At 45.3% G+C, this 13,796-nt stretch carries 9 protein-coding genes; 8 read left to right on the top strand and 1 reads right to left on the bottom strand.

From position 1 onward, the window contains the following. The first annotated feature begins 201 nt into the window (after positions 1 to 201). The 5 genes from yidC (at position 202) to DVY93_RS08915 (ending at position 6,318) form a co-directional block, all read left to right on the top strand. The gene (yidC, locus tag DVY93_RS08935) at positions 202 to 1,884 is read left to right on the top strand and encodes a membrane protein insertase YidC (RefSeq protein ID WP_230710398.1); all 1,683 of its coding nucleotides are present in this window, start codon (positions 202 to 204) and stop codon (positions 1,882 to 1,884) included. Between the two features lie 205 nt (positions 1,885 to 2,089). After that, entirely contained in the window at positions 2,090 to 3,526 is a 1,437-nt protein-coding gene (gene mnmE, locus DVY93_RS08930; protein WP_230710449.1) for a tRNA uridine-5-carboxymethylaminomethyl(34) synthesis GTPase MnmE, read from the top strand. Positions 3,527 to 3,588: 62 nt separating this feature from the next. Then, positions 3,589 to 4,047: a transcriptional regulator NrdR gene (gene nrdR / locus DVY93_RS08925; RefSeq protein WP_193006427.1), complete on the top strand. Its 459-nt coding sequence runs from the start codon at positions 3,589 to 3,591 to the stop codon at positions 4,045 to 4,047. Between the two features lie 111 nt (positions 4,048 to 4,158). After that, positions 4,159 to 5,214, top strand: coding sequence for a bifunctional diaminohydroxyphosphoribosylaminopyrimidine deaminase/5-amino-6-(5-phosphoribosylamino)uracil reductase RibD (gene ribD, locus DVY93_RS08920; RefSeq protein WP_230710397.1), 1,056 nt, complete (start codon positions 4,159 to 4,161; stop codon positions 5,212 to 5,214). Positions 5,215 to 5,643: 429 nt separating this feature from the next. Further along, on the top strand, positions 5,644 to 6,318 hold the full coding sequence (locus DVY93_RS08915; RefSeq protein ID WP_230710396.1) for a riboflavin synthase: 675 nt from the start codon (positions 5,644 to 5,646) through the stop codon (positions 6,316 to 6,318). Positions 6,319 to 6,410: 92 nt separating this feature from the next. Here the strand turns inward: DVY93_RS08915 and DVY93_RS08910 are convergent, their stop codons facing one another. Then, complete coding sequence (locus DVY93_RS08910; RefSeq protein ID WP_230710395.1) at positions 6,411 to 9,260, bottom strand: response regulator; 2,850 nt, start codon at positions 9,258 to 9,260, stop codon at positions 6,411 to 6,413. 283 nt (positions 9,261 to 9,543) lie between these two features. Between DVY93_RS08910 and fmt the strand changes: the two genes are divergently transcribed. The 3 genes from fmt to thrC all read left to right on the top strand — a co-directional run bounded on the left by fmt (position 9,544) and on the right by thrC (position 13,770). Then, positions 9,544 to 10,614 carry a methionyl-tRNA formyltransferase gene (fmt, locus tag DVY93_RS08905; protein ID WP_230710394.1) on the top strand — a complete coding sequence of 357 codons (1,071 nt, stop codon included), beginning with the start codon at positions 9,544 to 9,546 and terminating at the stop codon, positions 10,612 to 10,614. A 143-nt stretch (positions 10,615 to 10,757) separates the two neighbouring features. Further along, positions 10,758 to 12,302 (top strand): transcription antitermination factor NusB, encoded by a 1,545-nt coding sequence (locus DVY93_RS08900; RefSeq protein WP_230710393.1) that lies wholly within the window; start codon positions 10,758 to 10,760, stop codon positions 12,300 to 12,302. 46 nt (positions 12,303 to 12,348) lie between these two features. Further along, positions 12,349 to 13,770, top strand: a complete 1,422-nt coding sequence (gene thrC / locus DVY93_RS08895) for a threonine synthase (RefSeq protein ID WP_230710392.1) — start codon at positions 12,349 to 12,351, stop codon at positions 13,768 to 13,770. Positions 13,771 to 13,796: the final 26 nt, after the last annotated feature.

Genomic DNA, 13,796 nt, shown 5'->3' with positions numbered 1-13,796 from the left:
CGCTTTAATATCATACCTTTTGAGTTACCCACAAGTTATCCACACTCTTGGTATCATTTGAGGTGGTTTTTTAGTAAAATGATGCACATTTTATGTAAATGACTGTCAATACTGTTGTCAGAGATTGGGGCAAACAGAGTGGGCGGTCATGACACATGCCCTAATTTTTCATTCCCTAATTTTTTAATCTAGGAAAGGTTTATGCAAAAGATATTTCGGGTGATGATCATCATTGCGATGCTAATCACCGCTTATCTGCTGATTTTGGCATGGCGAGACGATTATGCCGATGCGCCAGCTGTAGATGCGGTGCCAGAAACGACCACTTCAGTAGGTGCGGATATTCCTTCTATGACTGGTGCAGCAGGTGATATTCCAGTACAGACGCTGCCTGTTGATACCGGTACTGTGACTGCCACCCCTGCTAAAGACACAGGTCTTATCACGGTAACGACCGATCGCTATGATATAAAAATCAATCCAGAAGGCGGTGATATCGTTTATGCTGCGCTCAAGCAGTATGATGCGACGCTCGATAGCGATAAGCCTTTCGTATTGTTAGAAAATAATAGTAATCGTGTGTATGTAGCCCAGTCTGGTCTCATCGGTCCAAATGGTACTGATACCGCAGAAGGCCGTGCTAACTACAGTCATACTGCTAATAATTACGTCATGGAAGCGGGGCAGCAAACCTTATCAGTCCCGCTTACTTATAAAAAAGATGGCGTCACCATCACCAAGACGTTCACCTTTACAGAAAACAAATACCCCATTGATGTTAGCTATCAGATCCAAAACGCCTCTACAAACGCGTGGCAGGGTCAAATGTTTGCGCAGCTAAAACGCGATGATAGTAAAGATCCTGGTATGTCTGATAAAGGCGCGCTGAGTATGGCCACCTATTTGGGCGGCGCTTGGGGTACACCCGATGATCCTTACAATAAGCTAAAGTTTGGCGATTTTAATGATGGTGAGTTAACCACAACCAGTGACAAAGGTTGGGTGGGAATCGTACAGCATTATTTTGTCTCTGCATGGACGCCTAACAATTTCACGGGTAAGTTTTTTAGTCGCGAAACTGGCGATGATTACTTTATTGGATTTAACAGTCAGCCTGTCAATGTGGCACCAAATAAACAGGTGACGTTGGACGCCACCTTGTATGCTGGCCCAAAAGTACAATCTGAGCTAAAAGACGTCGCTGTAGGTCTCAATCAGACCGTGGATTATGGACTGCTGTGGCCAATATCAAAAGTCTTGTTTGCTATCTTGGATGGCGTTCATAAAGTTGTTGGTAACTGGGGTTGGTCGATCATCATATTAACTATTTTGGTCAAAATTGCCTTAATGTGGTTCTCTAATAAGAGTTACTACTCAATGGCGAAGATGCGAGCTATCGCCCCAAGACTAAAAGCTCTCAAAGAAGAGCATGGCGACGACCGCATGAAAATGTCGCAAGAAATGATGGCCATCTATAAAGAAGAGAAAGTCAATCCGATGGCAGGCTGCTTGCCTATTTTGATGCAAATGCCGATTTTCTTAGCGCTGTATTGGGTATTGGTTGAAAGTGTTGAGCTGCGCCATGCGCCTTGGATCTTATGGATTCAGGATTTATCGGCGATGGATCCGTGGTTTATTTTGCCATTGCTAATGGGTGCATCGATGTTTGTACAGCAGCAGCTAAATCCGCAGCCAGCTGATCCGATGCAAGCGAAAGTGATGAAGTTCTTACCGATTATCTTTACAGCGTTTATGCTATTCTTCCCAGCAGGTCTGGTACTGTACTGGACAGTGAATAACTTGTTTAGTATGACGCAACAATATATTGTTAATAGAAAGGTTGAAGAAGAGCAAAAACGTCGTACGGTTAAGGTACTCGATTAGTCATTAGTTAGCATTATGAAAGGAACCATCGCGTAAGCGGTGGTTTTTTTATACGTGACAGCTTTGTACAACGGTTAATTGCGCGCCAATATAAAGCCTAAAGTAAGATCAAAGTAGGGCGATTTAAAGTTTGCTTTGTCAGTCTGCGTTCAGCCGTCTATAATGGTGCTTTTAGCTATTGAGAGTTATTGTGGATTCCTTGGAGATGGCGTTGATTGCCCCTCATTCATCTGAAAATCCTAGCCCTTCTGGGTTGGCGACTATTGCTGCCATTGCCACGCCACTTGGCCGTGGTGGCGTCGGCGTGATACGTCTGTCAGGCGCACGTGCTTATGCCATTGCTTGCATCCTAACTGGTACGTCTGCCTTTACACCGCGAATGGCCAGTTTTTGTCGTTTTTATCAGGCAGATGGTACGGTTATTGATGAAGGATTGGTGCTGTACTTTAAAGGACCGCACTCATTCACTGGCGAAGATGTGATTGAGCTACAGGGTCATGGCGGCATGATCTTACAAAACCAGCTATTAGCCCGCGTTTTTGAGTTGGGGGCAAAACAAGCGAGCGCAGGCGAGTTTTCTTATCGGGCTTTTGATAATGATAAGTTGGATCTGGTCCAAGCAGAAGCCATTGCTGATGCGATTGACGCCACCAGTGCCGCCGCCGCTAGCAGTGCCATTCGGTCACTAAGCGGTGAATTTTCCCAAAAAATCAATCAATTATTAGAACAACTGATTCATCTGCGCTTACATGTTGAAGCGGCGATTGATTTTCCTGATGAAGAAGACGTGGACTTTTTGTCTGATGGGGTGATACAAAACAAGCTTGAGCAAACACAGGCCAAGATTCAACAAGTACTAGCGACTGCCAAGCAAGGCCAGCTCTTACGGGATGGCATACATGTGGTGTTGGCAGGCAGACCCAATGCTGGGAAATCAAGCTTACTGAATCGTCTTGCAGGACAGGAGCGTGCGATCGTTACTAACGTAGCTGGCACCACTCGTGATACGCTACAAGAGACAGTAGTACTCAATGGTTTAACGCTACATTTAACCGATACCGCAGGTCTGCGTGAAACTGAGGATACGGTTGAGCGCATTGGTATCGAGCGTGCACGTACCGCTATCACTCAGGCTGATATGCTCCTGATGGTCTACGATGTGACCCGAGATCTTGAAGAGGAGAGTACACCACTACAGCTTGCAGAGCAGCTATTTGGTGAACTCCCAGAGGCCAAACGCTTACTAATTATTGCAAATAAAAGTGATCTGTTAAGTGAGTCTAGTGATGAAAGTTCCACTGCTGTCTCGCAAATTGAGATAAAAAACCGAGGCTATGAACAAGTCAATGTTTCATGTGAAACAGGCAGCGGCATCGATACCTTAGTCGACACCTTATGTGCTAAAGTGGGTTTTCATCCACCAGAGAATAGCTTGATTGCCCGTACGCGCCATCTAGATGCGTTGCGAAGAACAGCAGAGTATTTAACAGAAGCACACGAGCAGCTCACAGTGTTTAAAGCAGGAGAGTTGGTGGCTGAAAGCTTGCGCCAAGCCCAGCTTAGTTTGGGCGAGATTACGGGTGAGTTTAGTGCGGATGATTTGTTAGGTAAAATATTTGGCAGCTTTTGTATTGGTAAATAGTCCATAAGCATTGTGCTTTAAGTGGCTACTTTTATTTTTAATACTATCACAAGGAAAAAGTCATGCACTGTCCGTATTGTAATGCGTCAGACACGAAGGTGATTGACTCGCGTCTTGCAGCGGAAGGTGCCCAAGTACGCCGCCGCCGCTCATGTAATAGTTGCCAAGAGCGTTTCACTACCTTTGAGATGGTAGAGGTGGTGATGCCTAGAATTATCAAATCGAGTGGCAAAATTGAGCCTTATGACAATGAAAAATTGCGCCGCTCTATTTTATTACCCCTGCAAAAACGCCCTATCACCATTGATGAGCAAGAGGCGATGATTAGCCGTGTGGAAAAACGCGTCAGACAGATGGGGGAGCGCGAAGTCAGCAGTAAAGTTTTGGGCGAGATTATCATGAGTGAGCTCAAAGCGTTGGACGATGTCGCCTACGTCCGCTTTGCCAGTGTTTATCGAGATTTCCAAGACATAGATGCTTTTCATCAAGAAATTGCCAATATCCGACCCAATGAAAAATAGTAAATAGTTGAGAAGTCGCTCACTCCTTAGTTACCTCTCAGTCCTAGTATTTTCAATTTAATAGATACGCTTTTACACCGTGACTATCCAACTCTGATTAAGTGTCCTTTTATGTCGACCCATTACCACTCGCAAGATGCACAAGACCGTTACTTTATGATGCTGGCTATCGAACAAGCCAAGCACGGTTTATATACCACCCGGCCGAATCCGGCAGTCGGTTGTGTGATCGTCCACGCAGGAGAAGTGGTCGGACAAGGGTTTCATCCTAAAGCAGGTGAGCCGCATGCAGAAGTGTTTGCGCTCAAAGAGGCAGATGCGCGCGCAGTCGGTGCCACTGCGTATGTAACCCTAGAGCCCTGTAGTCACACGGGACGCACGCCGCCCTGTGCACTTGCCCTTATTAACGCTGGTGTGAAACGAGTTGTGATAGCAAGTCTTGACCCCAATCCACAAGTGGCGGGACGCGGTGTAAGGCTACTAGAACAGGCAGGTATTGAGGTCAAAGTGGGGGGGTTGACCGCGCAAGCAGAAGCGCTAAATCGTGGGTTTTTAAAAGCGATGCGTACGCAAATGCCCTACGTGCGCCTCAAAATTGCCACCAGCCTTGATGGCCGTACCGCGATGGCATCGGGAGAGTCAAAATGGATCACGTCTACAGCAGCTCGCGACGATGTCCAAAAACTACGCGCACAAAGTGGCGTGATTATCACAGGCAGTGAAACAGTTATTGCTGATGATCCACAATTGAATGTACGCTCTAACCAACTAGCTGTGTCACCTGAGCAAGTGCCTGCGCCTATGGTCGTCGTGCTTGATAGGCGTCAACGTCTAGACTACGATCCGCACGCTAATTATCAACTATGTCGTCGTCCAGAGACGCTTTACTGGCGCAATGATGACCTGCCTTCGTTGTTAAAAACGTTAGTCAGTGAGCATCAATGTTATGACGTACTGATAGAAGCTGGTGCAAGCGTGGCAGGCAGCTTTTTAAGTCAACAACTGGTCGATGAATTGGTCGTCTATCAAGCGCCTTGCTTATTGGGCGCTAAAGCACGGGCAATGGTTGAGTTTAATCCGCTGTCTCTGGCGCAGCAGTTACGTTTTGATATTTATCAGCATGAACAGATTGGTGTTGACCTTAAACTAACGCTATTACCTTTATAAAACGTGTTATTTATAAACAGTTTATCCGCAACCTGTGATTAAAGGGGGATAAGTGTGGATAACGTATCACCTAAACGTAAGGTTTCACATGAAACTGTGTATAACTTCGTTTCACATGAAACAGTAAAGACGTGTTGTTATCTAATATCCTTTATAATGCTATATATATCAATGACTTGCGTTCAAACTCACTATTTTTTAGATTCTATATGAAATTCAGGTTTGCTGTGGATAACTCTATATTTGGAGAGGTTTTTAGAGGAATGAGGCTTGGTTTTTCTTTACTTATCCACAAGTTATCCCCGAAAGGCTTGAAATAAGCGTAGGTTTCACCATCAATTTTAGTTAAGTTAGGCAACTGCTGGCAAAAAATTAAGACGTTGAAATACATTGTTGATCACGTCTACCCAATAATGAGATGAGGTTTATATGTTTACTGGAATTATAGAAAGTGTTGGAAAAGTTAAATCCATGCAACCAACAGGTGGTGATATACGTTTGACAATAGAGTCTGATGAGTTAGATTTCAGTGATGTCAAACTGGGGGACTCTATTGCCTCAAATGGCATTTGTCTAACGGTGGTAGATTTTGGGAGCAATCATTACTCCGTGGATGTTTCACGTGAAACGATTGCTCGTACCGCGTTAGAAACCCTAAAAGCAGGGCACATTGTCAATTTGGAAAAAGCGATGCTCCCAACCACTCGTTTTGGCGGTCATATCGTTGCAGGCCACGTAGATGGTGTAGGCGTTGTTAGTAAGCTGCAACAGGACGCGCGCTCTATCTACATTGAGATTGAGATACCCCAAGAGTTGGCGCATTACACAGCGACTAAAGGATCTATTACGGTCGATGGTATTAGTTTAACGACCAACCTGGTACAGGATAATATTGTCTCTTTAAACATCATTCCTCATACTGCCCAAGTGACTAATATTGCTAAGCATTGGCTGGTTGGTAGTAAGGTCAATATTGAGGTAGATATCGTTGCTCGCTACTTAGAGCGTCTGATAAATAAATCGCAAGCCAGTGCTATGGCTGCCCCCAGTCCGCAAAGTCAAATTACAGAAGCCTTCTTGGCAGATAATGGCTTTATGAAGTGATGTCTAAGAGGGCATAAGTAGCTATAAAGTCATTAGGAAGGTGAAGACCAAAGGTAGCACACATATAGACAGGCAGTAGGTTTTACAGGCTTTTATGAGAGTTTTATAAGGCGCTGTAAAACCGCCTCTAACGCTTCTTTATTGATAGGTTTGGATAAAAACTCGTCCATTCCTACTAGCAAACAAGCCTCGCGATCCTCGCTAGTATTGTTTGCCGTCAGTGCAACGATAGGAATGGCGTCACCTTGCGCGCGGATAGCCTGGGTAGCCTGTAGCCCGTCCATCACTGGCATACGACAGTCCATTAAAATCAGCGAGATATCTTGTCGCTGTTCTTGTAATTTATCTAACGCTTGCTGCCCATCTTCTGCGACCACACTACGATAACCAAGCTTGCTCAGTATTTTGCAGGTTATTTTTTGATTGGTTGGACTGTCTTCTACCACTAAGACCAATGGAGAGGTGGTTTCGCTGGCGAGTTTATTTGCTTCTTTTGCTAGATGCCTACTGTTATTTCTAAAGCTTGCTGTCTGAACAAGCTTTTTTCTTGCGGGTAAGGTCAAGCGCAGCAACTCAGATAGCAGTAAATTAGCGTCCAACGGCTTGGTCAAAAACCCATCATATTTATCTAGTAACACAGAGGGTATGCGGCGCTCAGGTTTGATACTAAACAGTATCTTTGGTAGTGATGAATGAGCGAGTAGTTTATCTAACGCTTGCTGTTTCTCATGGTTCGTAAACACTTGATTTTCTAGTTCTAACTCTTTCATTTCTGAATGACTCAAATCTCCATCCTTTGACAATAAAGGACTGGATAGCGCAAAAGTAACGGCGTCATAATATTCATAATCGAGCAGCAACACAGGAGCGAGTGTCTGCTCGACCTGTACTAATTGGCTTGCCAGCTGCTGTACAGTGGCCAAATCTACAGAAGTGTAAATGGTCGTCGATATCGATAAATACTCACACAAGTGTTGCAAATGTTTGGCAACCAATGCTTGGTTCACGACTGCGATCAGATGGATATGAGTTAAATGCTGACTACGATGATACACCGGTTGATAGTTTGGATGGCGACAAGGTAGGTACAGGTTAAAAGTGCTTCCGTTACCGATAGTGCTTTGCAGTTCAATAAAACCGCCTAATAACTGCGCAAAACTATTGGCATTATTTAAACCAATGCCTGTCGCATCGATATTTTGCGCCATTTTACTATGAGTTTGACGATTACTTTGATGCACGTCAGTTCGTAGCTGGTTTTGTTTGTCGATAGCGATGCCACCACCTGTGTCTTTTATACTAAAACGTACCCAGTGAGATGACTGACTTACCCTCATGTTTTTGTTGGTAGGGAGCAAGTAATCGCTATTTATTTGTGTGATTTGTTCATGGGTGACGCGATCGATAGTGAGCGCGATATAGCCCAAGATTGTAAATTTTGAGGCATTGTTTAACAGGTTTAAAAGTATTTGGCGTAGACGCACCGCGTCAGTGTCAATACAACGTGGACAATCGGGCGCAAAAAAATAGATCAACTCTAGCCCTTGCTGCCTTATATCGTCTAAGATCAAATCATTAACGCCTCGACTAAGTTTGTAAATATCGACAGGCTCACTACTAAGGCGAGCTTTTCTTACCTCTACCTCGCCGATATCTAGCGTGTCATTGAGGGTCGTCAACATACTTTGACTGCTTTTGATCAGTGTTTTTAGTATGTCGTGCTGCTTGTAAGATAAGGTTTTAGGGTTGATCGGTTCTAGGGTGTCGATCATGGTCTCTAATGGTACCCGTAGCTGATAACCGACAAGCGATCGGAGCGTTGCTAACTCATCAAGTTTTTGCTGTAGCTTTTGGTTTTGCTGCTGTAGTTGCGCGATTTGCGTGGTGAACTCGTTGATATTATTGAGAATGACAGTAAAGTTGTGAACTTGTCCATGTTCACCAAACCATGGGGTGATATGGAGCTGGTATATCTGCTGATTTTCTAGGCTGTAGACGGTTAAGGTGCGAGTGATACGCAAGTTGGATAAGGTTTGTAACAGGAGCTGTGTAAACTCATCTTTACCAGCAAAAAAATCCGTTAACTCATAGCTTTCATCCTGTTGCGATGAGGAGTCGAAGAGCTGCTCAAAGCGTTGATTAAAAAAGCTGATTTGGCCATGGCGCATAATCATTAGCATCGGTAATGGCGCTTGTTCAACCAAGCGCTCAAGACGGTGTGTTAGGGTTCTAATACGGTGGTAATCACTGTGCAATTGATAGCTGACACGGCTGAGGGCGTGGCCTAAACGCAAAAACTCAGTCGCCGATTTTTTGGGCGAAAACGGGGGCGGCGTATAAGCGTCCTTTGCATGACCACTCAAATTATCACTATAAGCGAGCAGCTGGTTCCAACTGTTTTGACGACTGAGTATGTACAATAAAGCGGTAATCAAAAATATGATCGCTATCATCAACGGTAGCCAGTAGTGATAAGATATCCAGTCGATAGCAAAAGGCTCGTGGCGCAATATAAGATAAATTTGATGACCACTTTTAAGCTTAATAGTGCCTGTAACGTTGTTGTTATTGAGCGTGTGCGCACTATAGCTACCGCTGTTAGCGGAAGATGGGGTAATGGTGGGAAAGGTCACGGTCGCAAAAGCCGGCTCACCAGGGCGAGCATGACGATGAATGTAAGTCTGTCCAGATGGCGTTATAAAAATCAGCTGATAGCTAGTGTCCTTAAAGGCAGGGTTATCTAGAATTTCTTTAATATCACGATTTAACAGCTCGTCACCGCTCGTGACTTTATGTTGTAACAAATAAAAGGTGTCGACACTGTGTTGTTCGCCATGCTTTTTTATTCCATAGAACATGTTGAAATAATACAGTCCTAACATGACCAGTAACGTCATTGCATAAAACGTGAGTAAGCGCTGTAAGGACTGAAACTGTTGCATGAAAGCGTGGTCCTATGTTGACTTGAGTAAACGTGACAGTTGTATAATGATTTTGGCAAAGTCGTGGATTTGCATAAGCCATTCTGGTGTTTTATTAGAGGTAGAGCGCTGCTTAATAAAGTACTGTTTTATAAGCATACCTACATAAAAGAGTACTTTGCTTGTTTTTTATTATAAAGATAAACAGCATCATTAGTAACGTCCGATTGCCGCTGTTACAATCATGGCACAACATGGCAAACTCACCTATAATGGGCAAATCGACCCTATATAATGCATGATTATGACGACAATTGCTTCTGCCCCAACTTTATCGACTTCCGCTACTACTGACAACTACCCATCTGGCACGCCCTTAAGGGTTGTGTTTGCGGGTACGCCTGAATTTGCCGCAACTAGTCTTGAGATGCTCATCAAGCAGCAAGAGGCACTAAATATAGATATCGTCGCCGTATATACACAGCCTGATCGTAAGGCTGGGCGTGGTCAAAAACTGGCGGCTTCTGCAGTCAAACAAGTGGCGTTAACTCATGATATTGCGGTTGAGCAACCAGCTACCTTCAAAAAGTCTGACGCCGCAGGTATGACAGCGCGTCAAACCCTGCGTACGTATCAACCCGATGTCATGATCGTGGTCGCTTACGGGCTGATTTTGCCGATTGGTGTTTTAACCACGCCAACTTATGGCTGTCTAAACATTCACGCCTCGTTATTGCCACGCTGGCGCGGGGCGGCGCCGATTCACCGTGCGTTATTGGCAGGAGATGGTGAGACGGGCATTACGATTATGCAGATGGACAAAGGCCTAGATACCGGCGATATGCTCTATAAAGTCAACTGTGCCATCGAAGCAAAAGACACAGCAGCGAGTCTCCATGACAAGCTGGCAGCGCTTGGCGCGACGGCCATCACTACCGTATTAAAAGATTTACCCAGCTATCAGGCGCAGGCCAAGGCTCAAGAAGACAGTCAAGCCAACTATGCCGAAAAGCTGGTCAAAACCGAAGGCGAAATTGACTGGACACAACCTGCTACTGCAATCGAGCGACAAATTCGCGGTTTGACCCCGTGGCCTGGCGCTTACACTTTCTTAGATGGGCAACGTGTCAAAATTTTAGCCAGCTTACCAGTAAATACCTCGCAGCAAACCGATAAACCAGCGGGCACTATCATCAGTGTAGGGCGCAAAGCGATTTTGGTCGCCTGTGGTAAAGACCATCACAACGACCCACTGGCCAGTACCTTAGCGATTACGGACTTACAGTTTGCAGGGGGTAAGCCGATGACAGCTGAACAAGTCTGTCATGGCAACCAGTTAAACGATGGTGATCAGTTCACGGGCGATTCCAAATAACATCACACAGTTTCATTTATCTTAGCAAAAGATCACTGAAGTATAATTTACTTAACCCCAACTCAGTTAATATAAGTCACTTAATATAAGCCACCCAACTTGCACAAGACGTGACCCATGAGGCGTCAAGGAAAATCAATTTAATGAGACAAACCACTACTGCGCCAAGAAACAATAAGCTCAAGCCATCAAGCAACCTTATCATGAACGGCAGCGTACGCGTGCGGGTGATTCGCACCTTGTTGGCGATTCAAAATGGTCAGTCGCTCTCAAGCGTGCTTGACCCATTGTTGAATAGTCTGCACGACGGGGATAAAGGCTTTGCCCATGCGCTATTGCTGACGACATTACGCCAGTGGTATGCGCTTTCGCGGTTGCTGGATACCCTAGCAGACAACCCTATTGATGAGGTTGAAGTTCGTACTACGATTCAAGTAGGGTTGGTGCAATTGTTGTACTTGGAAGTGGCTGACCATGCTGCGATTCATGAAACGGTTGAGGCCGCAAAGGAGATTGAGTTCGCTCATGCTACTGGCTTGATTAACGCTATTTTGCGCAAAGTGGCTAAGAATCCAAATAAATTCCGTAAAAAGTGCAATAAAAACCACAGTCTGCCCAATTGGCTTGCTTATCAGCTTAAGCAGGACTGGAGCGAGCAGTATAACGAGCTCACCCAAGGCTTGCGCCAATCAGCGCCAATGTTTTTACGAGTGAATACGGCGGTTACATCGGTCGATGACTATCAACAAGAGCTGTACGGCGCAGAAATTGATACAGACTTGGTTGAGCTAACGAGCGGTTTTAACTTACCTCATTCTTCAGACACGGCGACTTTATCGACTCAAGCGCTACGACTACATCAAAGCACCGCAGTCAGTGCGTTGCCACAATTTGCTGAAGGGGCTGTTAGTGTGCAAGACATGCATGCGCAACTTGCGGCACCTATCATCCATAAAGCCCTAATAAATAAGATTGGTAAGGATAAAAATGTCACTGACCTACATATCTTAGATGCTTGCGCCGCACCTGGCGGTAAGCTTGCTCATTGGTTAGAGTTAATAAACTCGGCGGAACACTCGCCTTTGTTTCACGTGAAACAAGACAATACAGAAGTGACAGCACCAACTTCTAAAATCAAGCTCACCGCCATCGATAATGAAGCACCGCGTATCGAGCGTATTTATGATAATTTAGACCGTCTCAATTTAAAGCAGGAGAACCTAGAGCAAGCTGAGAAAAACGTCGAGCTTGAGATCGTCTGTGCTGATGCCACCAGATGGCAGGGTGCGGGGAAAAAAGACACCAGCGAAGCCGTGTTCGATGCCATATTGCTGGATTCACCTTGTACGGCAACAGGAGTGATTCGCCGTCATCCTGATATCAGTATCCTACGGGCTGAGGAAGACGTTGAGCAAACGGCTGTCTTACAAGCAGATATCTTGCACAATCTGTGGCCACAGCTCAAAGTGGGTGGTTATCTGCTCTATGTAACATGCTCTATTTTAAAGCAAGAAAACGCCCTGCAAATGCAAGACTTTATCAGCCATCATGATGATGCGGTCGCGGTTGAATTTACCGAGGACTGCAATTGGGGCATCGCACAAACCATTGGTCGCCAGTGCTTGCCAATTGATGGTATCAGTGGTGATGGCTTTTATTATGCGTTACTGCATAAAGCTGCTGAATAAACCGTTTTTAAATATTGAATAACATCATTGTAGATAGGACAATCTAATGAAATATATCAGTACCCGTGGTCAGACAGCGCCGATGGATTTTAGTGATGTGCTTTTGATGGGGCTTGCCCCTGATGGCGGTTTGATGCTGCCTGAGCACTATCCGAACATCGACAGTGCTACGCTAGAGGAATGGCGTACGCTTAGCTATCCGCAACTTGCGATGGCAATTATGCAGCGCTTTGCCACTGATATTCCTACCGCTGATTTGCAGGACATTATTGAGCGTACTTACACCGCTGATGTGTTTGGTTCTGATGAGATTGTTCCTGTCCGCAAGCTTGAAGACAATTTATACATTTTAGGTTTATCAAACGGTCCAACGCTGGCGTTTAAAGACGTGGCTATGCAGTTTTTGGGTAATGCCTTTGAATATGTGCTCAAACAAAAAGACGCGCGTATTACCATTATTGGCGCCACCAGTGGTGATACGGGTAGTGCGGCAGAGTATGCCCTGCGCGGGAAAGACAATATCGAAGTCTTTATGCTATCGCCTCATGGCAAAATGAGTGAATTCCAGCGTGCGCAGATGTATAGCTTGACCGATGACAATATCCACAACATCGCTATCGATGGCATGTTTGATGACTGTCAGGATATCGTCAAAGCGCTGCAACAAGACGCGTCGTTTAAAGCCGCTTATAGCTTGGGTACGGTCAACTCCATTAACTGGGGTCGCATCCTCGCGCAGATTGTTTATTACTTTAAAGCCTACTTTGCCGTCACGACGAGCAATGAGGAAAAAGTCAGTTTTAGTGTGCCCTCAGGCAACTTTGGTAACATTTGCGCCGGTCACATCGCCCGTGAAATGGGGTTGCCAATTGAGCGCTTGATCGTTGCCACCAATGAAAACGATGTGCTCAATGACTTCTTTAATCAAGGTGCGTATCAGCCGCGCCCCACTGAAAAAACCTATGTCACCTCCAGCCCATCCATGGATATCTCTAAAGCCTCTAACTTTGAGCGATTTGTTTATCTACTGCTAGACAAAGACAGTACGCGCGTTCATGAACTGTTTGAAGGGGTAAAATCAGGCCAAGGTTTCGATTTATCTGACTTGATGGAAGCGGTTAACGTCCGTTATGGCTTTGCAGCTGGCAAGTCTACTCATGATGATCGCCTGCAAACCATTAAAGCGATTTATGAGCAGTATGGGGAGCTGGTTGATCCACACACCGCTGACGGTATCAAGGTCGCAAAAGAATTACAGTTAAAGGGCGAAGTCATCGTTTGTGCGGAGACCGCATTGCCCGTTAAGTTTGCTGACACTATCGTGGAAGCTGTTGGCCAAATAGATATCGATCGTCCTAAACACACAGAAGGCTTGGAGAGCTTGCCACAGCACGTCGTAGTACTAGACAATAAAGCTGAGCTGGTCGCTGAACAAATCCGTCATTACGTCACGCCAAACCCAGCTTAAACAAAGGGCGTGGATAAGGGCAGCGC

This window comes from Psychrobacter sp. CCUG 69069 (assembly GCF_021023115.1).
Classification (GTDB): domain Bacteria; phylum Pseudomonadota; class Gammaproteobacteria; order Pseudomonadales; family Moraxellaceae; genus Psychrobacter; species Psychrobacter namhaensis.
This window is presented reverse-complemented; position numbering and strand designations above follow the sequence as displayed.